Annotated in this window: 16 protein-coding genes and 1 riboswitch; of the genes, 10 read left to right on the forward strand and 6 right to left on the reverse strand. The window is 72.3% G+C overall.

The window, feature by feature from the left end; genetic code table 11:
- Positions 1–76 precede the first annotated feature (76 nt).
- From ACGFWI_RS16020 to ACGFWI_RS16035, 4 genes are all read left to right on the forward strand, one after another.
- Positions 77–1,894 carry a serine/threonine-protein kinase gene (locus ACGFWI_RS16020; protein WP_393906715.1) on the forward strand — a complete coding sequence of 606 codons (1,818 nt, stop codon included), beginning with the start codon at positions 77–79 and terminating at the stop codon, positions 1,892–1,894.
- Positions 1,895–2,061: 167 nt separating this feature from the next.
- Positions 2,062–3,360 carry a PspC domain-containing protein gene (locus tag ACGFWI_RS16025; RefSeq protein ID WP_393906550.1) on the forward strand — a complete coding sequence of 433 codons (1,299 nt, stop codon included), beginning with the start codon at positions 2,062–2,064 and terminating at the stop codon, positions 3,358–3,360.
- 89 nt (positions 3,361–3,449) lie between these two features.
- Positions 3,450–4,163, forward strand: coding sequence for a LuxR C-terminal-related transcriptional regulator (locus tag ACGFWI_RS16030; protein ID WP_393906716.1), 714 nt, complete (start codon positions 3,450–3,452; stop codon positions 4,161–4,163).
- Positions 4,164–4,348: 185 nt separating this feature from the next.
- The gene (locus ACGFWI_RS16035; RefSeq protein WP_393906551.1) at positions 4,349–5,473 is read left to right on the forward strand and encodes an alpha/beta hydrolase; all 1,125 of its coding nucleotides are present in this window, start codon (positions 4,349–4,351) and stop codon (positions 5,471–5,473) included.
- 25 nt (positions 5,474–5,498) lie between these two features.
- Here the strand turns inward: ACGFWI_RS16035 and ACGFWI_RS16040 are convergent, their stop codons facing one another.
- On the reverse strand, positions 5,499–6,626 hold the full coding sequence (locus ACGFWI_RS16040) for an NlpC/P60 family protein (RefSeq protein ID WP_393906552.1): 1,128 nt from the start codon (positions 6,624–6,626) through the stop codon (positions 5,499–5,501).
- Between the two features lie 325 nt (positions 6,627–6,951).
- On the opposite strand from ACGFWI_RS16040, the gene ACGFWI_RS16045 reads away from it, so the two are divergent.
- Positions 6,952–7,305, forward strand: a complete 354-nt coding sequence (locus ACGFWI_RS16045) for a hypothetical protein (RefSeq protein ID WP_393906553.1) — start codon at positions 6,952–6,954, stop codon at positions 7,303–7,305.
- 183 nt (positions 7,306–7,488) lie between these two features.
- Here ACGFWI_RS16045 and ACGFWI_RS16050 read toward each other — a convergent pair whose 3' ends face one another.
- Positions 7,489–8,640 (reverse strand): NlpC/P60 family protein, encoded by a 1,152-nt coding sequence (locus ACGFWI_RS16050; RefSeq protein WP_393906554.1) that lies wholly within the window; start codon positions 8,638–8,640, stop codon positions 7,489–7,491.
- A gap of 7 nt (positions 8,641–8,647) precedes the next feature.
- Positions 8,648–8,832, reverse strand: a riboswitch (cyclic di-AMP (ydaO/yuaA leader).
- 290 nt (positions 8,833–9,122) lie between these two features.
- Between ACGFWI_RS16050 and pcrA the strand changes: the two genes are divergently transcribed.
- A complete protein-coding gene (pcrA, locus tag ACGFWI_RS16055) occupies positions 9,123–11,600 on the forward strand; it encodes a DNA helicase PcrA (RefSeq protein WP_393906555.1) in 2,478 nt (825 codons plus the stop codon).
- 59 nt (positions 11,601–11,659) lie between these two features.
- Here pcrA and ACGFWI_RS16060 read toward each other — a convergent pair whose 3' ends face one another.
- Together ACGFWI_RS16060 and ACGFWI_RS16065 are read right to left on the reverse strand one after the other, a co-directional pair.
- Positions 11,660–13,516 (reverse strand): peptidoglycan DD-metalloendopeptidase family protein, encoded by a 1,857-nt coding sequence (locus ACGFWI_RS16060; protein WP_393906556.1) that lies wholly within the window; start codon positions 13,514–13,516, stop codon positions 11,660–11,662.
- Positions 13,517–13,765: 249 nt separating this feature from the next.
- Positions 13,766–14,698: an esterase/lipase family protein gene (locus ACGFWI_RS16065; RefSeq protein WP_393906557.1), complete on the reverse strand. Its 933-nt coding sequence runs from the start codon at positions 14,696–14,698 to the stop codon at positions 13,766–13,768.
- A 375-nt stretch (positions 14,699–15,073) separates the two neighbouring features.
- Here ACGFWI_RS16065 and ACGFWI_RS16070 point away from each other — a divergent pair, with 375 nt between their 5' ends.
- The gene (locus ACGFWI_RS16070) at positions 15,074–15,532 is read left to right on the forward strand and encodes a cobalamin B12-binding domain-containing protein (protein ID WP_393906558.1); all 459 of its coding nucleotides are present in this window, start codon (positions 15,074–15,076) and stop codon (positions 15,530–15,532) included.
- Between the two features lie 59 nt (positions 15,533–15,591).
- Here ACGFWI_RS16070 and ACGFWI_RS16075 read toward each other — a convergent pair whose 3' ends face one another.
- Positions 15,592–17,487 (reverse strand): DUF5691 domain-containing protein, encoded by a 1,896-nt coding sequence (locus tag ACGFWI_RS16075; protein WP_393906559.1) that lies wholly within the window; start codon positions 17,485–17,487, stop codon positions 15,592–15,594.
- Positions 17,488–17,567: 80 nt separating this feature from the next.
- Positions 17,568–18,929 carry an SWIM zinc finger family protein gene (locus ACGFWI_RS16080; RefSeq protein ID WP_393906560.1) on the reverse strand — a complete coding sequence of 454 codons (1,362 nt, stop codon included), beginning with the start codon at positions 18,927–18,929 and terminating at the stop codon, positions 17,568–17,570.
- 167 nt (positions 18,930–19,096) lie between these two features.
- On the opposite strand from ACGFWI_RS16080, the gene ACGFWI_RS16085 reads away from it, so the two are divergent.
- From ACGFWI_RS16085 to ACGFWI_RS16095, 3 genes are read left to right on the forward strand one after another with little or no spacing between them, the layout of a single operon-like run.
- The gene (locus ACGFWI_RS16085) at positions 19,097–20,251 is read left to right on the forward strand and encodes an AAA family ATPase (protein ID WP_393906561.1); all 1,155 of its coding nucleotides are present in this window, start codon (positions 19,097–19,099) and stop codon (positions 20,249–20,251) included.
- A complete protein-coding gene (locus ACGFWI_RS16090) occupies positions 20,248–23,130 on the forward strand; it encodes a DUF5682 family protein (protein WP_393906562.1) in 2,883 nt (960 codons plus the stop codon). Before ACGFWI_RS16085 ends, ACGFWI_RS16090 begins: the two co-directional genes overlap by 4 nt.
- On the forward strand, positions 23,127–24,500 hold the full coding sequence (locus ACGFWI_RS16095) for a VWA domain-containing protein (RefSeq protein WP_393906563.1): 1,374 nt from the start codon (positions 23,127–23,129) through the stop codon (positions 24,498–24,500). Before ACGFWI_RS16090 ends, ACGFWI_RS16095 begins: the two co-directional genes overlap by 4 nt.
- Positions 24,501–24,596: the final 96 nt, after the last annotated feature.

Below are 24,596 nucleotides of genomic sequence, written 5' to 3' on the forward strand. Positions count from 1 at the left end.
GGCCGGAGGGCTTTCCACCGGCGAGGGCGACTATCGTTGCGCCCTGGATACGTACGGGTTTCCGGAGGGGCGTGCGGTGACGGAGGCGGCGTCGGTGGACGAGGGGCGACTGGTCGCCGGGCGGTATCGCCTGGTTGAGCGGATAGGCCAGGGCGGCATGGGAACCGTCTGGCGGTCCCGGGACGAAGTCCTTGGGCGTCAGGTCGCGGTGAAGCGTCTGCATGTGGCGCCGTATCTCGATGCGGACGAACTGGCGAGGCGCTATGAGCGCACCACCCGCGAGGCGCAGGCCGCGGCGCGCATCAACCACCCCAATGTGGTGGGGGTGCACGACGTCGTGGACGACGCGGGCATGCCGTGCATCGTCATGGAGTACGTCCGCTCGACGACGCTCGGCGATCTCATCAAGGAAGCCGCGCGGCAGGACAGTTCGGTCACGCCGCGCGAGGCCGCCCGTATCGGACGCGGCATGGTGGCGGCGCTGCGGGCCGCACACTCGGCCGGTGTGCTGCACCGTGACGTCAAGCCGGGCAATGTGCTGCTCGGTGAGGACGGCCGGGTCGTGCTCACCGACTTCGGCATCGCGGTCGCCAGCGGAACCTCCACGCTCACCAAGACGGGCGAGCTGGTGGGCTCCATCGACTACTTGGCGCCCGAGCGGGTCAGGAGCGGCAGCCCGGGTCCCGCCTCCGACCTGTGGGCGCTGGGCGCGACGCTCTATCAAGCGGTCGAAGGACGGCCCCCGTTCCGGAAGGACACCGCGGTCGAGACGGCGTATGCGATCGCCATGGACCCGCTGGAGGCGCCGCGCAACGCCGGGGCGCTGGGCCCGCTGATCGAGGCGCTGCTCGCCAAGGAGCCGGGCGACCGCCCGACGGCCGAGGTCGTCGAGCAGGCGCTGCGGTCCGCCGAGGCCGAGGCGGAAACGGCGCTGCTCGGCTGGCCGACGCTGGCACTGGGCACGGTCGGACGTGGTGCCCCGGAGTCGGCCGAGTCGAACGAGCAGACGGAGGCTCCCACCCGTCCGGTGTCTCATACGGGCGCGACGGGAACCATGTCGGGCCACACCGGGACAGGCACCGGGACAGGCACCGGGACCGGCACCGGCACCGGCACCGGGGCGCATACGGGCACGGGGCCGGGTACGGGTACCGGCGGCGAGGCCTTGACCGGCCCGGTGGCCCTCCCGGACGGGGCCGGCGGCGGGCGGACGGCCGTGGACCGTACGGGAGCGCCGTCCGGCGGCAAGCCCCGTAAGCGGCGTGCCGCCCGGGTCGTGGTCTGGAGCGCCGTCGGGGTGCTGTTCGCCGGCGGCGGTGCGGGCGCGGCCTGGTACCTGATGCACCACGGCGACTCGGGTGCGTCCCCCAACGCCTCCGACAAGGGCGTACCGGGAGTCCCCAGCGTCCCGGACAACGACATCGGGCCCCCGCCGGCCCTCCCCGACGGCTACCGCAAGGTCACGGAGTCCGGGGTCGGCGTCAGCTTTCCGGTGCCCAACGGCTGGAGGCGGGAAGCCAGGGACGGCGGCCGGCAGATCGTCTACTCCTCCGATGCCGAGCGCGCGCAGCTCACCCTCAGCGTCCTGGACTTCTCCTCGGGGGACCAGGTCCAGCACTTCAAGGACGTCGAGGTGGCCTTCAAGAAGCTGTACCCCGTCTACTCACAGCTGCGTATGCAGAAGACGACCTACCAGCACGATCCCGCCGCGATCTGGGAGTTCACCTTCGGGGGCCGGGCCCGTACGTTCCGGGGGATAGATCTCGGGTTCGGCCGCGAGGGCGCCAAGGAGTACGCGATCTACGTGTCCGCGCCGCAAGCGAACTGGGCGAAGTTCGAGAAGGTCTTCTCGGTGGTGAAGGACGGCTTCCGCAGGACCGACCCGAAGGGCTGAGGCGGCGGGCGGAGCCGGCGGGCCGGAGCAGGCCGTCACGGGCCGCCACGGGCCGGCCGGACCGGTCGCCGACGGCCCGGTCCCGGGCCGAACCCCGGAAACGTCAGGGACGGGTTCAGGGTCGACCCTGATGCCCCGGGCCCCGGCGCCGTGTGACGATCGGGGACATGACCACCGCTCCGCCCCGCGCCGAGACGAGCTACGCCCCGGCGCCGGACCCTGATGAGCCACCCGTGCGCAAGCTGTACCGCAGCGCCGACGGGCGGTTGCTCGGCGGTGTCGCGCGCGGTCTGGCGGGGCATCTCGGGCTGCCGGTCTCCTGGGTGCGGATCGTGTTCGTGGCCCTGTTCCTGGCCGACGGCATGGGCGCCCTGCTGTATGCCGCGTTCTGGTTCTTCGTCCCGCTGGGTGTCGGCGGCGTGGACCACCGGCAGCCCGCCACGGCCGGCGGGAAGCTGCGGCTGCGGCGGCACAAGCCCGACAAGGGCCAGGTCTTCGCGCTGATTGCGCTGCTCGTCGGCGCTGCGATCGTCGCCTCCAGATTTCAGCTGGGTCAGGCCAAGGGCTATGTCTGGCCGGTGGTGTTGATCGGCGCCGGCGTCGCCCTCGTGTGGCGCCAGGCGGACAACTCCCGCCGTGCGCAATGGCTTGAGCTCGGCCGCCGCAAGGGCGTGCTGCCGGTGTTGCGCGGCGCGGCCGGTGTGCTGCTGGTCGGCGTCGGGGTGACCGGCATCGTCGTGCTGCAGGGGTCGGTGCGCCATCTCGGCGCGGTGCTGCAGGCCTCGCTCGCCGTCGTCGTCGGCATCGCGCTGCTGGCGGGCCCCTATCTCGTGCGGATCACCCAGGACCTCTCCGAGGAGCGGTTGATGCGCATCCGCGCCCAGGAACGCGCCGAAGTGGCCGCCCACGTCCATGACTCCGTGCTGCACACCCTCACCCTGATCCAGCGCAACGCCGAGGATCCCCGGGAGGTGGCGCGGCTGGCCCGCGCCCAGGAGCGGGAGCTGCGCGCGTGGCTCTACAAACCCGAGGGCCGCGGCAAGGAGGAGGACGAGGAACCGGCCACCCTGGCGGAGGCGGTCCGCACGTCCGCCGCCGAGGTGGAGGACGACCACGGCGTCCCCATCGAAGTCGTGATCGTCGGCGACTGCCCGCTGGACGAGGCGCTGGGCGCCCAGATGCAGGCCGCACGCGAGGCGATGGTCAATGCCGCCAAGTACGGTGGCGAGGGCGGCGCGGTGCAGGTGTTCGCCGAGGTCGAGGGACGCACGGTCTTTGTCTCGGTGCGCGACCGCGGCCCCGGATTCGACCTGGACGCGGTCCCCGAGGACCGGATGGGCGTACGGGAATCCATCATCGGCCGTATGGAGCGCAACGGCGGTACGGCCCGGCTGCGTTCCGCCCCCGAGGGCGGCACGGTCGTCGAGCTGGAAATGGAACGCCCGGCGGCGGAGCACGGCACATGACCGGGCCGGGCGAGCGGCAGCCGGTGGCGACACCGCGGGCCGGAGCACGGGATGATGACCGGGCAGACATCGAGGGACGGGCGGAAGAGATGAGCAGCGAGGGCGCACAGCAGGGCGAGACCGGCGGCGGGACGGCCGAGGGCCGGACCGTACGGGTCGTGCTGGTCGACGACCACCGGATGTTCCGTACGGGCGTCCAGGCCGAGATCGGGGAGACCGGGCGCACCGGCGTCGAGGTGGTCGGCGAGGCGGCCGACGTCGACCAGGCGATCACGGTCATCACGGCCACCCGCCCCGAGGTCGTCCTGCTGGACGTCCATCTGCCCGGGGGCGGCGGTGTCGAGGTGCTGCGCCGTAGCGCCGCGATGATGGCCGACCCGGAGCGCCCGGTCCGTTTCCTGGCGCTCTCCGTCTCCGACGCGGCCGAGGACGTGATCGGCGTCATCCGCGGCGGCGCCCGCGGCTATGTCACCAAGACGATCACCGGCACGGACCTGGTCAACGCGATCTTCCGGGTCGCCGACGGCGATGCGGTGTTCTCCCCGCGGCTGGCCGGCTTCGTCCTGGACGCCTTCGCCTCGACGGACGCCCCGCCGGTCGACGAGGACCTGGACCGCCTCACCCAGCGCGAGCGCGAAGTCCTGCGGCTGATCGCCCGCGGCTATGCGTACAAGGAGATCGCCAAGCAGCTGTTCATCTCCGTGAAGACCGTCGAATCCCATGTCTCCGCGGTGCTGCGCAAGCTCCAGCTCTCCAACCGCCATGAGCTCACCCGCTGGGCCACGGCCCGGCGGCTGGTCTGACCTGCACAACCCGCTCGGGGGCCGGATAGCGGGGCCGCCGGAGAGCGGGTCGTAAAGAACGGCCAAAGACGGGCAACCAGGACCACGCGGATCACCATCTAAGGGCGCGGAGAGGCTCACTGCCGAAGGCGGGGCCGGAACCACCCCCACGTCCTTCGCGTAGTTGTCCTGGAAGCGAGATCCCGATGAGCCTGACGGGCACGCCCTTCTTCCTCACCTCGGTCACGCTGTTGATCGTCGCCTTTGTGCTGCCGCTCGCCCTGTGGGGCCGAATAGCCGGGCCGCCCCTGGCGCGCGGCCTCGGCCGGCTGCTGATGCTGCTGTTCGCCCAGGTCACGGCCCTCACCGTGGTCTTCGTCCTGGTCAACAACGCAAACAACCTCTACGACACCTGGGGCGATCTGCTCGGCACCGGCAGCCATGTCGAGGCGGCCCGGGACCTCGGCCCCGACGGCATGGGCGGCCAGCAGATCAAGAACGAGCCCAAGCAGCTCCAGCAGTTCCGCCCGGCCGACGACCCCAGGGTGGGCCCCGGCGTGCAGATGACCGAGCTCAAGGGCCGGATCTCGGGCGTGCTGGGCGAGGTCTACGTATGGCTGCCGCCGCAGTACAACGACCCGGCCTACCGGAACAAGAAGTTCCCGGTGGTCGAGCTGCTGCCCGGCTACCCGGGCTCGGCGAAGTCCTGGCTGGGCTCGCTGCACGTGGCCGAGCAACTCCAGCCGCTGATGCAGCGCGGCCAGGTCAAACCGGCCATCCTGGTGGCACCGCGCACCAACATCCTCCCCGGCGCGGACACCGGCTGCGTCAACATCCCCGGGAAGGTCAACGCCGACAGCTGGCTGACCGTCGATGTCCGCAAGATGATCCTCGACAACTTCCGGGCCGGGAACAAGGCCGACTCCTGGGCCCTGGCCGGCTATTCGGCGGGCGCGCACTGCGCCGCCAAGCTCGCCCTGGCCCACCCGGACCGCTACCGCGCCGCGGTGGCGATGTCCGGCTACAACGACCCGGCGCTCGAACGCGACTCGCTGGCCGGCAAGGACCCCAAGCTGCGCGTCGAGTCCAACCCGATGCACATCCTGCAGTCCGCCAACGCGGCCGGGAAGCCGCCGCGTACGGCCCTGTATGTGTCGGGCGCGGCGGGCGACGGCTACCAGGCCGGCATCGGTCTGCGACAGCTCGCGAAGTACCCGACGACGGTGGACGTGCAGCAGATCTCGTCGGGCGCCGGCGGCCACACCACGGTGGTGTGGAGGCACCAGGTGCCGCAGATCTTCCATTGGCTGGGGATGAAGCTCAGGGCGTGAGCGCGGCACCCCCGCAAACGGCCCCCTACGCCGGCCGGGTCGCCGCCGCGAACGGCATCTGGTCGATCGGCGCGATCCGTACCGGCGCCCCCGGATGCGGCGCATGGATCATCTTGCCGTCCCCGACGTAGAGCCCCACATGGCTGATGCCGGAGTAGAAGAACACCAGGTCACCGGGGGCGAGTTGGGACCTGTCGATACGCGGCCCGGAGCTGATCTGGGTGTAGGTCGTACGGGGCAGCGCCACACCGCCGGACCTCCAGGCGGCCTGTGTCAGCCCCGAGCAGTCGTACGCGGAGGGGCCGGTCGCGCCCCAGACGTACGGCCTGCCGAGGGCGCCGTAGGCGAAAGCGACGGCCCGCGCGGCACGGGGGTCGGGGGCCTGCGCCGCGGCCGCGGCGGCTGCCGAACCGGTGGGGACCCCGCCGAGGAGGCCGTCCCCGCGCCCGGTCCCGCGGTCCGCGCGGCCCTCGCCGGCGCCGCCGCGGCGCGCCATCCGCTGCCGCTGTTCCGCGGTCAGCCGGCTCAGCAACTGCTCGGCGGCGCCCAGCTTGTGGACGATCGTGACCCGGTGCTTCTTCAGCGCCGCCTCGGTGTCCGCCAGCCGTTCCGCGGTGTCCTCGGCCCGCCGCTGGATCTGCCGTACGCTGCCGAGCCGGCGGGCGTATCCGGCCACCGCGGTCGCCTGGTGGCTGCCCGTACGCTCCAGCACCGCGGCGCCGTCCAGATAGCGCTGCGGGTCCGCGGACAGCAACAGCCGTACGGTCGGGTCGATGCCGCCGGAGCGGTACTGGCTCGCGGCCATGGCGCCCAGTTCGGTGCGGGCGGCGTTCAGTTTCCCGGTCCTGCGGGCGGCCTCGTCCTGCAGCCTGCTCAGCTCCTCGCGTGCGGTGTCGGCGGCTTCCTTCGCGCCGTTGTAGCTCTGCGTGGCCACCTCTGCCTCCTGGTACAGCGCGTCGACCCGGTTCTTGACCTGGGCGGGGGTGGGCTGGGGCGCGGCCTGGCCGGTGCCGTCGAAGCCGGTGGCGGTGGCGGCACCGGCCAGCGCCAGGGTGGCGGCCGTACGGGCGGTGCGTGCGCTGCGGGAGCCACCGGTGAGAGCGGTGAGCGGATGCTGCCGGGGCTTGCGGTGCGAGGCCACGGTGGCCGTCACTTCCTTCCCTTCGAGCCGTGGGCCCGGCGGCGGTCCGTAACGAGGGAAACGGACCGCCGCCACGCCTCTCGGCGAAGCGGCCGACAGGACGCCGGTGGGAGGCCGGCGATGGCGGGGAGTCGGCCGCCTGGAGGAGGACGCTAAGCCCGGGTGTTGCGGCGACGGGTGTGCTTGCCCGGGATTGTTCGCTTTCGACCGCGGTCGGCGCGCGGCTGACCGCGGCGCCGTGGCCGCACGGCCGGGACCGGGCCCGGCCTGACCGAAGCGGCGATTGTGGGCGCCCTGCCCGAAGGGCCGTGCTATGCGGCGGATACGATCCAGCACTATGGACGTAGTAATCAATCTCTTCGTCGGCCTGCACATCATCGGCATCGCCTCCCTGCTGGGCGGCTTTCTGACCCAGATGAAGGCGATGAGCGCGGGCACCGCCCGGTTTGTGCCGGCGATGCTGCACGGCGCGCTGACGATGCTGGTCACCGGCATCGTGCTGGTCGGCCTCGACCAGGCCGCGGGCCACAGCCTCAACAACATCAAGATCGGCATCAAGATGGCCGTTCTGGTGGTCATCCTGGCGCTGGTCTACGTCAAGCGGGACGAGGAGACGGTCGCCAAGCCGCTCTTCGGCGCGGTCGGTGCGCTGACGGTGGCCAACATCTTCATCGCCGTGCTCTGGACCTGAGCGGAGCGGCGGTCCGCCCGGGAACAGGGCTCCACGGGCCGGGTAGAAGGCTCCCCCGTGGGCCGGGAAGGCCCCCTCCACGGCACACCGCGCGGTCATCGCACTCCGAATCCGGAGGCGACGGCCGCGCGGTGGCGTGTGGGGGTGGCCGTGGGGGGTGGTCCGGGGGAGCGCGGCCGGGTCTCAGCCTGGGCGGACGCTCCCGTAGATCGGCATGTAGTAGATGGACTCTTCGCGGACGTTGGCGCCCGGGTGCGGCGCGTGGATCATCTTGCCGCCGCCTATGTACATGCCCACGTGGCTGATGTCGTCGTAGAAGAAGACCAGGTCACCGGGCTTGAGGTCCTTGGTGGCGATTCGCTGGCCGACCTTGACCTGGTCCCAGGTGGTCCGCGGCAGACTGACACCGGCGGCCTTCCACGCGGCCTGCGTCAGGCCCGAGCAGTCGTAGGAGCTGGGGCCGGTCGCGCCCCAGACGTACGGCTTGCCCATCTGGGAGCGGGCGAAGGCGAGCGCCTTGTCGGCCTTGGCGGAGGTGGAACCGCCGGTCGAGCCGCCGTCGTCCGCACCGCCGCCGGTCTGTCCGCCGGCCGAGCCGCCGCCGTCGTGCTGCCGCTGGCGCTCGCGCTCCTGCTGCTTGCGCGCCTCCTCCTCGGCCTTGCGCTTGGCCGCCGCCTCCTTCCGGCGCTCCAGCTCCGCGAGCCGCGCCTTCTCCTGGGCGGTCAGCCGGGAGAGCAGCTGCCGGGCCTCGGCCAGCTTTTGCTGCACGGACCGCTTGGACTCCTTGAGGGAGGTCTGCGACGTCTGCAGCCGCTCCAGACTGCGGGTCGCCTCGGCGCGCTGCCGGGCGGCCGCCGCCTGCTCCTCCTGGTAGTCGGTGACGGCCTGCTTCTGCCGGCCGGTGAGCCGCTCCATGAGGTGACTGCGGTCGACGAACTGCTGCGGATCCTTGGCGAGTATCAGCTGCGCCGTCGGGTTCATGCCGCCGGTGCGGTACTGCGCCGAGGCGAAGGTCCCCAACTGGCGCCGGGACTCGTTCATCTTCTCGGCACGCTTGGCGGCGGCGTCGAGCAGGCCGTCCACGGTGTGGCGCTGTGTGTCGGCGTGCTCCTTGGCGGCGTTGTACTTCTGGGTGGCCACCTCGGCCTGGCGGTAGAGGCCGTCGACCTTCTGCTTGACCTCTTCGACGGTCGGCTTGGGCGCCCTGGGGGCCGCGTCGGCGGACTGCGAGAGCAGTGTGGCCGAGGCGAGGGCGGCAGTGGTGAGCCCGACGGCCGTACGTCGGCCTCCGGGTGAGGCGAGAATGCTGGTGCGCGGCTTGCGATGCGACGCCAAGGCCGGCGACTCCTTCCGTGGACCGCCTACCGGGTTAGCTGTCGGGTTCGGGCGGTGTCGCTGACGGAAGGCTTGCCCTACGGTCCGGACGTCCGCTGGCGACGGCTGTCCGGATCGATTCACCCCGGTGGTGCTGGTGGGTCCCCGGCTCCGGGTGCCTGAGGGCAGGGCCGGACTCGGCGTGGGCGGCCCGTGCGGACGCTGTCGTCCACGGGGAGGCGGGCTGCCTGAGCGAGGACGTTAGCCAACTCGTGTGGCTCCTGTGAAGGCTGATGTTCGATATGCCCGAAACCTTTTCGTGACCTGAACGCGATGCGGGGGTTGTTGTGGCAGATGTCGGATTCGGGTAGACGAGCCGCCGACCGATCTGTGACGGTCCCGGCCACCTGACCTGCCGCGGTGCCACGCCTCGCCCCGCAAGCGGCAGACAATGGGCTACTCCGCGGCGGACTGTCAGTGCGGCGGCCTAGACTCGGTGGGCGATGAGCAGCCTCTTTGACGACAGTTTCCTGGCGGACCTCGGCCACAAGGGCGAGGAGCACCCGCCGCCTCCCGAGGACGAGCACGGTCCGGCCCCGGAGGAGATCCCCGCCGACCTCTTCGGCGGGAAGTTCGACGCGCCCCCGCCCAGAGAGGCGTACTACCGCGACGGCGCCGCCCGTCCCGCCCTCGATCCGGCGACGCTGCTGGAGGGGCTCAACGACGAGCAGAAGGCCGCCGTGGTGCACACCGGCGGCCCGCTGCTGATCGTCGCCGGCGCCGGCTCCGGCAAGACCCGGGTGCTCACCCACCGCATCGCGCATCTGCTCGCCGAGCGCCATGTCCACCCCGGCCAGATCCTCGCGATCACGTTCACGAACAAGGCCGCCGGCGAGATGAGGGAGCGCGTCGAGGAGCTCGTCGGCCCGCGGGCCAACGCCATGTGGGTCTCCACCTTCCACAGCGCCTGCGTACGCATACTGCGCCGCGAGTCCAAGAAGCTGGGCTTCACATCCTCCTTCTCGATCTACGACGCCGCCGACTCCAAGCGCCTGATGGCCCTGGTCTGCCGCGATCTGGACCTGGACCCCAAGCGCTACCCGCCCAAGTCCTTCAGCGCGAAGATCTCCAACCTCAAGAACGAGCTCATCGACGAGGAGACCTTCGCCGGGACGGCGGCCGACGGTTTCGAGAAGACCCTGGCCGAGGCGTACGCGATGTACCAGGCGCGGCTGCGCGAGGCCAACGCCCTGGACTTCGACGACATCATCATGACGACGGTCAATCTGCTCCAGGCCTTCCCGGATGTCGCCGAGCACTACCGCCGCCGCTTCCGCCATGTCCTCGTCGACGAGTACCAGGACACCAACCACGCCCAGTACACCCTGGTCCGCGAGCTGGTCGGCCCCGCCGTATCCGCCGCCGAGCTGTGCGTCGTCGGTGACGCCGACCAGTCGATCTACGCCTTCCGCGGTGCCACGATCCGCAACATCCTCCAGTTCGAGGAGGACTATCCGGACGCGACGACGATCCTGCTGGAGCAGAACTACCGCTCTTCGCAGACGATCCTCTCCGCCGCCAACGCGGTCATCGAGCGCAACGAGAACCGCCGCCCCAAGAACCTGTGGACGGACGCCGGTGCCGGCCCCAAGATCACCGGCTATGTCGCCGACACCGAGCACGACGAGGCGCAGTTCGTCGCCGACGAGATCGACCGGCTCACGGACGCCGGAGACGCCAAGGCCGGCGAGGTCGCCGTCTTCTACCGCACCAACGCCCAGTCCCGTGTCTTCGAAGAGATCTTCATCCGGGTCGGGCTGCCCTACAAGGTCGTCGGCGGGGTGCGCTTCTACGAGCGCAAGGAGGTCCGCGACGTCCTCGCGTATCTGCGGGTGCTCGCCAACCCCGAGGACACCGTCCCGCTCCGCCGCATCCTGAACGTCCCCAAGCGCGGCATCGGCGACCGCGCCGAGGCGATGATCGACGCCCTGTCGCTGCGCGAGAAGATCACCTTCCCGCAGGCCCTGCGCCGCGTCGAGGAGGCGTACGGCATGGCGGCCCGCTCCGCCAACGCCGTCAAGCGCTTCAACGTCCTCATGGAGGAGCTGCGCACCATCGTAGAGTCCGGTGCCGGCCCCGCCACGATCCTGGAAGCGGTTCTGGAGCGTACGGGCTACCTCGCCGAACTCCAGGCCTCCACCGACCCGCAGGACGAGACCCGGATCGAGAACCTCCAGGAACTCGCCGCCGTGGCCCTGGAGTTCGAGCAGGACCGTGGTGAGGCTGCGACATCGGGGGCTGATGCCCCGGGCCCCGGCACGCTCTCCGACTTCCTGGAGCAGGTCGCGCTGGTCGCCGACTCCGACCAGATCCCGGACGAGGACGAGGACGGCAGCGGCGTGATCACGCTCATGACGCTGCACACCGCCAAGGGCCTGGAATTCCCGACGGTCTTCCTGACCGGCCTGGAGGACGGCGTCTTCCCGCACATGCGCTCGCTGGGCCAGACCAAGGAGCTGGAGGAGGAGCGGCGGCTGGCCTATGTCGGCATCACCCGCGCCCGCGAGCGGCTCTATGTCACCCGCTCGACGATGCGCAGCGCCTGGGGCCAGCCCTCGTACAACCCGCCCTCCCGGTTCCTGGAGGAGATCCCGGTCGACTACGTGGACTGGAAGCGCACGGGCCCGGCGACGCCGTCCGCGTCGATGGGCGGTATGTCGGCGGGCAGCGGAGGCGGCGGCTTTGGCTCCATGCTGTCGTCGTCGCGCGCCAAGGGCCCGAGCGGCTTTGCGACCCGCCGCGCCGCGGACCGTCCGGTGGTCGCCCTGGCCATCGGTGACCGGGTCACCCACGACACCTTCGGGCTCGGCACGGTCGTCGGCGTCAAGGGCAGCGGAGACAACGCCGAGGCGACGATCGACTTCGGCGGCGAGAAGCCGAAGCGGCTGCTGCTGCGGTATGCGCCGGTGGAGAAGCTGTAACGGGGGGCCGAGCAGCCCCCGCGGGGTGTCCCCCGGGGGCTGTGACGGCGAGACGGCGGTCAGTTCGGGTTGAGGCCGTGGTCGCGCAGCCACGGCTGCGGGTCGACCGCCGCGCCGCCGCCGGGGCGCACCTCGAAGTGCAGATGCGGTCCCGTGGAGTTGCCTGAGTTGCCCGAATAGGCAATCTGGTCACCGGCCTTGACCGACCCGGACCGGATCTTGGTGCTGCTCAGATGGCAGTACCAGATCTCGGTGCCGTCCGGCGCCGTCACGATCGCCATGTTGCCGTAGGCGGAGTTCCACTGGGTGCGGATGGTGCCGTCGGTGGCCGAGCTGACCGGGGTGCCGTAGCTGACCGGGAAGTCGATGCCGGTGTGCACGGACATCCAGTTCACACCGGCCTGGCCGAAGGTGGCGCTCAGCCCGTGCTGGGTGACCGGCAGCACGAACTTGGGGCGCATCGCCTCCTTGCGCGCCGCCTCCTTCGCCTTGCGCTCACGCTCCAGCGCCTGGCGCTCCTTGAGGTCGATCCGCTCCTGGGTGCGGCTGGCCCGGTCGCGGAAGTCGTCGGCGCTGGCGCTGAGTCCGGCGAGCTGGGTGTCGAGCTTGTTGTTCGCCGCGGACGGTTTGACGGCCCCCGGGTCGGGCGCGGCCTGAGCGGTCGCGTCGCCCTTGTCGTCCCCGGTGAATCCGGTGACGGACGCGGCAGCCACGGCGCACACGCCCATGGCGGCGACCGAGGGGACGGCCACGGTCAGCAGCGCCGACCGCTTTACCGGCCGTTTCCGGCCCCGGCCACGGACGGCCTTCCCGGCGTCCGGGCCAACGACCCGCCGCCCGGCGGGGGCCGCGGCGGTGACCGGCATGGCCTGCGTCATGGCGTCCGCCACGGCGGCGGCATCGCTGGTGGCGGCTGCGTCGTCGGAGAGATCACCCTCGCCGGGGGAGCCGCCGTCGGTCCCGGTCCGGCCGGCCTCGAAAACATCGGCGTCGTAACCGTCGGTGTCGAACCGACCGGTGTCGAGCTGACCGACGTCGGGCTGACCGGTCTCGAAGTGCGGGGTGTCGCCCCAAGCGGTGGTGTCCCAGTGGACGGTGTCGGTCGGGGGCGGGCCGGCCTGGGCCGGAATGCCGGCGATCAGGTTCCGGTCCGTGGTCGGCCAGACCGCCGTGGCCTCGAAGCTCCCGGTCTCCTGGAGCGCGGTGGCCTGCTGGCCGACGGTGTCGAAGGCGCCGGTGGTCTCGTACGCTCCGGTGGTTTCGTACGCGCCGGTCGCATAACTCCCGGTGTCGTACGTGCCGGTGGGGTAGCTCCCGGTGTCGTACCCGCCGTGCCCGTAGGCCGTGGCTTCATAGGCGGCCGCCGTCTCGTACGCGGGAGAGGCGTACGCGGTCGCGTCGTGCGCCGGGGTCTCGTACGACGTGTGCGCATAGGGGTCGTAGCCCGCGGCGGCCGGGTGCGGGTCGGTGGCGGCGTAGGCGCCGCTGTCGTAGGCACCGGTCTGGTAGGCGCCGGTGTCCCACTGTGCCGAGGCGTAGGTGCCGGTGTCGTAGGCGCCGGTGGTGTAGCTGCCGGTGTCGTAGCCGTCGGCCGCCGGGTATGCGCCTGTGTCGTACGCACCCGTGTCGTACGCACCGGTGTGGAAGGTGCCCGTGCCGTACGCGCTCATGCCGTAGGCGCCCGTGTCGTGCGTACCGGTGTCGTACATCCCGGTGTCATAGGTGCCGGTGTCGTACATACCGGTCTCGTACGAGCTGGGGAGCGAGCCGAAAAGGGGGTCGCCGTCGCCGTATTCGGCGCTGCCCGAAGGGGATTGCTGCTGCCCGTAGGAGTCGTAGGCCGGATAATGCGCATACGAGGCGTCGGAAGTGGAGCTGGTCGGGGGCTGAGCCCCCGATGGGTGACGGTCGTTCACCAACTTCTCTTTCGCCTCGGCAGCAGGAGAATTAGCGGTGACTGTACCCGGCGGTACATGGCGGCGACAATCTTCCACAGGTTTTGGGTTCGGCCAGACCGGGCATTTGGCCGCCTTTCGGCAGTCCCCATGCGAGCCCTTGGCGCCCCGTTCGATGTTTGTTCGACATTAAGCCAAGATCAGGTCGCCTGTGCGACCCCGTTTCGGCCTCGCGCGAGGCCGAAACGGGGCGTTCGCCACCGGTCGGGGTCAGGCCACCGAAATGACGTCCGCGGCTCCTTCCGCCGTCTCCGCCGAGGTCAGCGCTTCACGTATGCCGGCGGCGACGGTGCCGTTGACCGGTAGCGCGAGATGTCCGACACCGGCGACATGCACGTTGTAAGCGAGCAAATCCGGGTGGTCGATTCTGGCCGTCGTGGCGGGAACCATCACCCGGTCCTCTTCACTCCAGAAAGCGACAAAGTGCGTCCGGCAATGTGGCGCCGGAAGCGACAACTCCGCAATCACCTCGGAATCGGGGCGCATCTGGCGGACGATCGGGTGCGCCGACATCAAGGGCGCGATGCGGGTGCCGGAGTGCGGGGTCCCGAGCGTGATCAATGTACGGACGCGGGCGTCGCCGCCGAGCCGCTGGACGTAATAGCGGGCGATGAGCCCGCCCAGGCTGTGGCCCACGATGTCCACCTGTCGATGACCGGTCCGCGCGCACACCTCCTCCACATGCCGGCTCAGCAGCTCGGCGGCCTTACGGAGATCGCAGGTCAGCGGGGAGTAGTTGAGCGCCTCGACACGACGCCAGCCGTGCCGCTGCAGTGAGCGGCGCAGCAGCAGGAAGACGGAGCGGTTGTCGATGAAGCCATGGAGCAGGAGGACCGGCGGATGGGCCCGGCCCTCGGTAGGCAGCAGTGACGGTGCATCGGCGGCGGGCTGCAAGGGCTCCGGCGCCGGGTGCCCTTCCGGAGTCCCGGCCGCGGGGTGCGGTGCGGGTCGTGGCACGGGGCGTTCCGGGGAGATGCCGGTCGGATAGAGGAGGAGATGGCCGGCCAGCACCGCCAGTTCCACGGCCGTGCTGCGCAGGAGCACGGAAGAGGCGTAGGTGGGGAGCCGGCGGGCGCGCCGGAGTGGTGCGGCGCAAAGGCGCGCGAGCAGAAGGGGTGCGGAGAGAAAGGGCAGGGCCTGCATGGCCGACCTCCCGAACGGCACGCGGGAGGCGGCTTTGACCCCCGTATGCCCTCGTGGGAAGCCATGAGCAGCGACGGCGGGCATGCGGCGTACCCGCCCTGATGCGCGCCCGGCGGCGCGGTGGCCCGGCTGCGACTCCCCGTGCGCCCGCCCCGCGTGTACGGATCCGCCCGGCTCTGGCGGCACGACACACGGAACACGGCGCGTAGCGAACGTGTCCCATGTGTGATTTCCCCCTCCCCGGATGTCACGAAACGGCTGGGTACGGGATGCTGGCGATAACGTTCGTTCACGCTCGTGGCCGCCGGATCGCGGTCGCGCGATCGATTGTCGGCTCGGCGGCACCACGGTGCCGTGCATGGCTTGGAGGCAGTGATGAGTGTGGCTCGGCATGACGGAGCGCAAGCGGGGAGCCAGGGCGCGGCGGGCAGGTCGGGGCCGATCCGTGTGGTCGTGGCCAAGCCGGGCCTGGACGGGCACGACCGGGGTGCCAAGGTCATCGCGCGGGCGCTGCGCGACGCCGGTATGGAGGTGATCTACACCGGGCTGCACCAGACCCCGGAGCAGATCGTCGACACCGCCATCCAGGAGGACGCCGACGCGATCGGGCTGTCCATCCTGTCCGGCGCGCACAACACCCTCTTTGGGAAGGTCATCGCCCTGCTGGAGGAACGCGACGCGGCGGACATCAAGGTCTTCGGCGGCGGCATCATCCCAGAGGCCGACATCCCCCCGCTCAAGGCGCAGGGCGTCGCGGAGATCTTCACGCCGGGCGCGACGACCGCCTCGATCGTGGCGTGGGTCAATGCGAATGTGCGGTCGCTGGCGGTCTGAGACGCGAGACGGCCGGGCGGCCTGGGCGGCCGCGGCACCGGTGGTTCCGGAGCGGAGGGTCATGGGGCGAGGGGCTGTCGCGTGGCCCGGCGGGGGGCGCCGGCCGGGGTACCGGTAGTGATGCCGGTGTCCGGGCCGGTATCGGTGCAGGTGCTCGTGCTCGTGCTCGTGCTCGTGCTCGTGCTCGTGCTCGTGCCGGTGTCGGTGCCGGTGCTCGTGCCGGTGTCGGCAGGGCCGGCCGATTCGCTCTCGCCCCCGCTGTCGTGACCGGTGGGGGGCGGGGTGAGTTCCGCGTGCATGGTGGCGCGCAGGCGCAGGGTGCCGACCAGGCGCTGGAAGGCCTCGGACCAGTAGCCGCCGGCGCCCGGTGAGGCGCCCTCCGGCTCGTCCGTGACGGCGGTGAGCATCTCCAAACGGCCCGCCGCGGCCGGGTCCAGGCAGCGCTCGGCCAGGCCCATCACCCCGCTGAAGCTCCACGGGTAGCTGCCCGCGTCCCGGGCGATGTCCAGGGCGTCGACGACGGCCCCGCCCAGCGGCTCGGCCCAGGGGACCGCGCACACGCCGAGCATCCGGAAGGCTTCCGACAGCCCGTGTGCCGCGATGAACTCCGCCACCCACCAGGCCCGTTCGGCACCGGGCAGCACGGTCAGCAGCTTCGTCAGGTCCCGCGACGAGCCGGCCGGTGCGACCTCGGCCGCCTGGGACGGCGCGCCCGGCGCGCCCAGCAGCGCCCGCGCCCAGTCGGCGTTCCGCTGTCGCACCGCGGCGCGGCACCAGGCGTCGTGCAGCTCCGTCCGCCAGTCGTCGCCCACCGGCAGGGCGACGATCTCCGCCGCGTCGCGGCCCCCGAACCGGGCGTGCCATCCGTCCAGCGGCGTTGCCTCCACCAACTGGCCCAGCCACCAGGACCGTTCGCCCCGTCCGGAGGGCGGCTTGGGCGCCACGCCGTCCCGCTGCATCCCCGCATCGCACTCGTGCGGCGCCTCCACGGCGATCACCGGTGCGCCGGCCGTACGGTCCAGGCCGACGCAGGTGTGCGCACGCTGCGCCATACGGTCCGCGAGGGCGGAGCCGGGGAGCGTGGAGAGCAGTTCGGCGGCCGTGGCGCGGACGTTGCGGCTGCGGTCGGACAGCGCCTGTTCGAGGAAGGGCTCATCGGTCCCCGAGAGGCCCTCGCGCAACGAGTCGAGGAACATCAGACGGTCCTCGGCCCGCTCCGTGGGCCAGGTCGTGGCCAGCAGGGCCAGGCCGGCCTGCGGGTCCTGGCGGCGCAGCGCGGTCAGCAGGGCGACCCGCTCCGCGAACAGGCCCTCCTCCCAACGGCGTCGTACGCCCTCGGGGTTGTCGTCTCCGGAGAGCTCGGCCGGGCCGCCGACCCCTCGGAGCGCGAATTTCCACTCGTCGTTGAGCCGCGACAGCCACAGGGCACGCGGCCCCGCCAGCGCCAGCGCGGCGGGCCGCAGGTCCGTACGGGCGCGGGCGGCGTCGAGCAGCGCGGGCAGCAGCGCCTCCGGGGCGCGATAGCCGTACTCACCGGCGGCGGCCAGCCACTGGGGGAGCAGCTCGGTGAGATCGGGGGCCGTGCCGCGGCGGCTGCCGCCTGCGCCGCGGTCGGCCAGCAGCAGGGACAGCCGGCGGCGGGCGGCGGACGGCAACGGGGGGCGTAGGTCGGCCGGGGCCGCGGCGGGCCGCTCACCGGCCGGCGCGGGGCGGAGTGCGGCGCGCCGGCGCACCGTGCTCACCGCGGCCGCGTCCAGCAGCGCGGCCGCGCCGCCCTGCCCGGACCGCACCGCCACCGGCGGCGTCCGCCGCTCGGTCCCGAGGAGCGCGGCGCTCACGAGATCGGCCCAGGGGGCCGGGGCGGTCGGGGTGAGGGAAGAGGGGGCGGAGGATGCATTGGAAGTGGCGGGAGCTGCGGGAGTCGTGGGTGGAGTGGGCGTGGTGGTGGGCGTCATGCGCTTCCTCCGGGGATCGGTGGTGGACGGCGGGCGCGGGTGGCGGGAGGCAGTAGCCGGCGGTGTGGCGGGGGCTCGGGTCACAGGGACACCGGGGCCGGGTCCCAGACGGTCAGCGGCAGAAAGCCGCGGTGGCCGCATTCGCCGAAGACCGTGACCGGCGCGCCGCCCGATATGGCGGCCAGCTGCCACAGGTTCGTACGGGCCGGACAGCGCGGGTCCAGCGGCAGCGCCGATTCCCCGTCCGCATCGGCCAGTTGCCAGCTCTTTCCGTCCCGGCCCGGAATCGGGGTGACCTCGGCGAGCACCACCGGCCAGGAATCCAGCCACGGGTCGTCGCGCAGAGCGTCGCCGTACGAGGCGAGGGCGGCATCGATGCCGCAGCCCGGTGGCACGGCCCCCGGGGCGGCCGGGGCGTGCCGCTCGCCCAGGGTGGCGCGCAGGGGGCGGGCGCCCGGGTAATAGGCGAGGTCCGCATCGAGCACCAGGCCGGGCGGCAGGGCCAGGTCCAGAGGGCGGTTGGCGCCGCCGAAGGAGAGATGCAGCGCCATCCGGCCGGTCCGCTCGCCCCGAAGGAAGATTCTGCGGGTGGTCAGCTTGCCGTCCTCGCTGTCCTGTTGGGAGAGCACCAGCCAGCGGTCCCGGACCGTGGTCGTCCCGGGGCCGGTCAGCAGATCCGCCGTGTCCGTGGTCAGCCCGACACGCGAGCGGACCGTCGCCGCGAGGGGAGCCGGCAGCCGCTCGATGCCCAGGAACCCCTGGTCGAGGAGGTGCAGCAGAGCGCACTCCTCCAGCAGCCGGGCCGGCCAGTCCGGACCGGACGCCACTGCCGAGCCCAACTCCCTTACCCGCGAGGCGAGACCGGGCGCCTGGGCGTCGACCATGCGGGCGGCCGTCTCGTCCCAGGCCCCGTAACCGGCGCGCTCGGCCGAGGCCAGACCGGACTGCAGCAGATCCTCCAGGCGCTGCTCCAGCTCCGTCGCACCGGCGCCGATCCGCTGCATCCGGCGCTCCGCCCGCCGCTTGGCCGCCTCCGGGTCGGCCGGCGCACGCGACGGAGTGCCGCCGCCCGGGGGCGAATCCGCGGACCGCTCGGCGCGCTCAATGCGTCCGGCCAGCCACTCGCCCGCCCACTGCGCCGGTTCCCCTGCCGGCACCTCCTGGCCGCCGCCCGCCCAGAGCAGCAGCAGCCCCAGCGCGTGCTTGCACGGAAATTTGCGGCTCGGACAACTGCACTTGAATGCGGGTCCGTTGAGCTCCACGACCGTTTGATACGGCTTCTTGCCGCTGCCCTTGCACTGCCCCCACACCGCGCCCTCGTCCGCGCCCGTTTCCGACCACGGTCCCGGCGCCGCGAGCTTGCCGCCCGCCTTGCGCGAAGCCTCGTCAGGCGCCAGCGCGAGCACCTGATCCGTCGTCCAGCGTTCCCCCTGCGGATTCATGTCATCGACGCTACGACGCCCCACTGACAATCGCCGTGACGCGCGATGAACTCGCAGTTCAGGGCGGGTTTTCGGGGGATTGTCAGTGGCGTGGTGCAGGCTTGATTCCGCAAGCGGCCGCAGGGATTTCGGGGTCCCGGCCGCAGACGTTGCGACGAGGGGGAACCATGTCCGAGAACAGCTTCCAGACGACGGACGACGACAGCAATCCGAGCGGCGGGACGCCGCCGCACGCCACGGGCGGCCAAGCGCTGCGGCCGCACGCCGAGGACAGTTTCGCGGAGGAGCTGAAGGCCCTCGCGGCGGCCGACGACCGGCCGCGGCCGGAGCGGTGGCGGCTCTCGCCGTGGGCGGTCGCGACGTACCTTCTCGGCGGCGCGCTCGCGGACGGCACGGTCATCACACCCAAATATGTCGGCCCGCGCCGGATCGTCGAGGTCGCCGTGACGACCCTCGCGACGGACCGCGCACTGCTCCTGCTCGGCGTGCCCGGCACCGCGAAGACCTGGGTGTCCGAGCATCTGGCGGCCGCCGTCAGCGGCGACTCCACCCTGCTGGTCCAGGGCACCGCCGGCACACCCGAAGAGGCCATCCGCTACGGCTGGAACTACGCCCAGCTGCTCGCGAACGGCCCCAGCCGGGAGGCGCTGGTGCCCAGTCCGGTGATGCGCGCGATGGCGCAGGGCATGACCGCACGGGTCGAGGAACTGACCCGCATCCCCGCCGACGTCCAGGACACGCTGATCACGATCCTGTCGGAAAAGACCCTGCCCATCCCGGAGTTGGGACAGGAGGTGCAGGCCGTCCGCGGCTTCAATCTGATCGCCACCGCCAACGACCGGGACCGCGGGGTCAACGAACTCTCCAGCGCGCTGCGCCGCCGCTTCAACACCGTCGTACTGCCGCTGCCCGCAACCCCGGACGAAGAGGTGGACATCGTCTCGCGCCGGGTCGAGCAGATCGGGCGCTCGCTGGACCTCCCGGCCGGACCGGAGGGCCTGGACGAGATCCGCCGTGTCGTGACGGTCTTCCGCGAGCTGCGGGCCGGCCTCACCTCCGACGGCCGCACCAAGCTCAAGTCGCCGTCCGGCACCCTCTCCACGGCCGAGGCCATCTCGGTGGTGACGAACGGGCTGGCGCTGGCCACCCACTTCGGGGACGGTGTGCTGCGCTCCGGGGACGTGGCCGCGGGCATTCTGGGAGCCGTGGTCCGCGATCCGGCAGCGGACCGGGTCGTCTGGCAGGAGTACCTGGAGACCGTGGTGCGTGAGCGCGACGGCTGGAAGGACTTCTACCGCGCCTGCCGTGAGGTGAGCGCATGACCGGGCCGGTGCTGCTCGGGGTGCGGCATCACGGCCCCGGCTCGGCGCGGGCGGTGCGCGCCGCCCTGGACCAGTGCACGCCCGCCGCGGTCCTGATCGAGGGACCACCGGAGGCGGACGCGCTGGTGCCGCTGGCCGCCCAGGAGGGGATGCGCCCGCCCGTCGCACTGCTCGCCCATGCGCAGGACGATCCCGGCCGTGCGGCGTTCTGGCCGCTGGCCGAGTTCTCCCCGGAGTGGGTGGCGATGCGCTGGGCACTGGAGCGCGGCGTCCCCGTCCGCTTCATCGATCTGCCCGCGGCGCACTCCTTGGCGATGGGGGACGACGAAGGGACGGCGGGCGAGGGAGCGGCCGACGGGGGGCCGGCCGCCGGTAAGGAGGCCGATGGCAAGGAGGGGGCCGGCAAGGAGGGGCCCGGCAGCGAGAGGGACGCTGACGGCGGGCAAGCCGACCGCGCCCAGACCGGTGGCGCGGAGTCGGGAGGCACGGAGCCCGATGGCGCAGAGTCCGGAGGCCCAGCGGCCGCAAGCCCAGCGGCCGCAAGCCCAGCGGCCGCAAGCCCAGCGGCCGGAGGCGTGGCGGACGGAGGCGGCGCGGACGGCGGCCCGGGGACCGCCGGCGAAGGACTCGGCGCGCAGGAGGCCGGAGCCGGAGCCGGAGCCGGAACCGGGACCGGAGCCGGGACCGCGACCGCGACCGCGACTGAAGCCGGGACCGCGACCGCGACCGAGACCGCGACCGAGGTGCGGGTCGATCCGATCCGGGTGCTGGCCGAGGCGGCCGGGTACGACGACCCGGAGCGCTGGTGGGAGGACGTGGTCGAGCACCGCGGAGGCGGGGGTGCCTTCCGGTCAGGGGGGTCCTCCCGCCCGAGCGAAGCTTCGAGCGAAGCCGGGAGTGGGGGCGAAGTCGGGAGTGGAGGCGAAGCCGGGAGTGGGGGAGGAGCCCGGAGCGGGGGAGGCTCCGGTGTGGATGCGCTGGCCCCGTTCGTGGCGCTGGCCGAGGCGATGGGGGCGCTGCGCGAGACGTACGGGGACGGCGGCCATGACCGCGATCCGGTGCGCGAGGCGCATATGCGGCTGCGACTGCGGGCCGCGCGGCGGGAGTTCGGGGACGGCATCGCCGTGGTGTGCGGTGCCTGGCACGTACCGGCCCTGGCGCAGCGCACCACCGTGGCCGCCGACCGGCAGCTGCTCAAGGGACTGCCGAAGGTGAAGACGGCGGTGACCTGGGTGCCCTGGACACACCGACGGCTCTCCCGTCGCAGTGGCTACGGCGCCGGTATCGCCTCACCGGGCTGGTACGGCCATCTCTTCAGCGTCCCCGACCGCCCCGTGGAACGCTGGCTGACCAAGGTCGCCGGGCTGCTCCGGGAGGAGGACTACGCCGTCTCGTCGGCGCATGTCATCGAAGCGGTGCGGCTCGCCGAGGGGCTGGCCACGGTACGCGGCCGTCCGCTGGCCGGGCTGACGGAACTGGACGACGCGATCCGGGCCGTCATGGGGGACGGCTCCGATGCGCCGTCCTCGCTGATCCACGACCGGCTGGTGGTCGGGGAGGTGCTGGGCGAGGTCCCTGAGGACGCCCCCGCGGTGCCGCTGCAACGGGACATCGCCCGCAGCCAGCGGACGCTGCGGCTCAAACCGGAGGCGCTGGAACGGGAACGGGAACTGGACCTGCGCAAGGAGACCGACGCCGGCCGCAGCCGCCTGCTGCACCGGCTCCGGCTGCTCGGCATCCCCTGGGGCGAGCCCACCCGCTCCCGCGGCAGCACCGGCACCTTCCGGGAGACCTGGCGGCTGCGCTGGGAGCCCGAACTGTCGGTGCGGGTCGCGGAGGCCGGCATCTGGGGCACGACCGTGCTCTCGGCCGCCACGGCCAAGGCCGCCTCCGAGGCGTCCGGGGCGGCCACGCTCGCCGACGTGACGGCGCTCGCCGAGCGCTGTCTGCTGGCCGAACTCCCCGACGCACTACCGGTGGTGATGCGGGCGCTGTCCGACCGCGCGGCGCTGGACGCGGACGTGGGCCATCTCGCCCAGGCGCTGCCCGCCCTCGTACGGTCGGTGCGCTACGGCGATGTGCGCGGCACGGACGCCGTGGCGCTCCGCGAGGTGGCGACGGGCCTGGCCGAGCGGGTCTTCGTCGGACTGCCACCCGCCTGTCCGGGCCTGGATGCCGACGGCGCCGCCGAAATGCGCGGCCATCTCGACGCCACCCACCAGGCCGTCGGCCTCCTCGGCCAGCAGGAGACCGGGCAGCGGCCCGGATCGCGGCAGCTGCGGACGCGGTGGGCCGGGGTGCTGCGGGCGGTGAGCGAACGGGACGCCGTACCGGGCCTGATCCGCGGTCGGGCGGCCAGACTCCTGCTGGACGAGGGGGAGTTGGGCGACGGGGGAGCGGAGCGGCTGATGGGGCTCGCGCTCTCGCCGGGTACCCCGCCCACCGAGGCTGCCGGATGGATCGAGGGATTCGTCGGCGGCGGGGACGGCGGCATGCTGCTGGTCCATGACGAACGGCTGCTCGCGCTGGTCGACGGCTGGCTGACCGGTGTGCCGGACGCCGCGTTCACGGACGTCCTGCCGCTGTTGCGCCGGACCTTCGCGGAGTACGAGGCCGGAGTGCGGCGCACCCTCGGCGAACTGATCCGCCGCGGCCCCGCGGCCCCGTCCCGCCACCCGGCCGGCGATGCCCCGGACGCCGCCGCACCCGGGTTCGGCCCCGGCCTGGACCGCGACCGCGCCGCGGCCGTCCTCCCCACCCTGCGCATGCTGCTGGGGATCGGTGCCCACGGCTTCGACGACGAGCCGGGCGAGGAGCCGAACGACCCGCAACCGGACACCATCCGACCGGCCGACGACCTCACGGGGGCACGGACATGACCCGCACGACACCGGACCCGACGGCAACGACTACGACCACTGCCCCGGTGACGGCAACGACTACGACCACCGCCCCGGGGGCAACGAGTACGACCACCGCCCCGGCGACGGCAACGGGCACGACTACTGCCCCGGTGACGGCAACGACCACCGCCCGCACGACGGACCCGGACCCCGCTCCCGCCACCCCCGCTACCCCCGCCCCCGCCTCTGAAGCCGAGCGGCTGCGCCGCTGGCGGCTGGTGCTCGGTGGCGGCGGCGCGGACGGGACGGGGTGTGAACTACGGGGGCGGGACGCGGCGATGGACGGCGCGCTGGCCTCGCTCTACGGACGGGAGAAGGGAAACGGCGGCAAGGCGGCCGACGGCAGGCGGTCGGCGGGGCTCGGGGCTTCGGCGCCCGGGGTGGCGCGCTGGCTCGGCGATATCCGTACCTACTTCCCGTCCTCCGTGGTGCAGGTGATGCAGCGGGACGCCATCGACCGGCTGGGGCTGTCCGCGCTGCTGCTGGAGCCGGAGATGCTGGAGGCCGTCGAGGCGGATGTGCATCTGGTGGGCACCCTGCTCTCACTCAACAAGGTCATGCCCGAGACCACCAAGGAGACCGCCCGCGCCGTCGTCCGCAAGGTCGTCGAGCAGCTGGAGAAGAAGCTGGCGCAGCGCACCCGCGCCACCCTCACCGGCGCACTGGACCGCTCCGCCCGGATCAGCCGGCCGCGCCACCGCGATATCGACTGGAACCGCACGATCCGGGCGAACCTCAAGAACTACCTCCCGGAGTACCGCACGATCGTCCCCGAGCGGCTGATCGGCTACGGCCGCGCGGCGCAGTCGGTGAAGAAGGACGTGGTGCTCTGCATCGACCAGTCCGGTTCGATGGCCGCCTCGGTCGTCTATGCCTCGGTGTTCGGCGCGGTGCTCGCCTCCATGCGGGCCCTCGACACCCGGCTCGTCGTCTTCGACACCGCGGTCGTCGATCTGACGGACCAACTGGACGACCCGGTCGATGTCCTCTTCGGCACCCAGCTCGGCGGCGGCACGGACATCAACCGTGCCCTCGCCTACTGCCAGTCCCGCATCACCCGCCCCACCGAAACCGTCGTCGTCCTCATCAGCGACCTCTACGAAGGCGGCATCCGGGACGAGATGCTCAAGCGGGTCGCCGCGATGAAGGCGTCCGGCGTGCAGTTCGTGACGTTGCTCGCACTCTCCGACGAGGGGGCGCCCGCCTACGACCGTGACCACGCCGCGGCCCTCGCGGCCCTGGGGGCACCGGCGTTCGCCTGCACCCCGGATCTCTTTCCGGACGTGATGGCGGCCGCGATCGAGAAACGGCCGCTGCCCATACCGGACATGGCGGAGCAACGGTGACAGGAACCCCTGGCGGACTTGCGTGGCACCTGGCTCCTCATGCAAGGATCAGGCCATCGCTCGATCGCCCGCGACGCGCGTGACGCCGAGGCCGTG

This window comes from Streptomyces sp. NPDC048434, assembly GCF_043200375.1.
Taxonomy (GTDB): Bacteria; Actinomycetota; Actinomycetes; order Streptomycetales; family Streptomycetaceae; genus Streptomyces.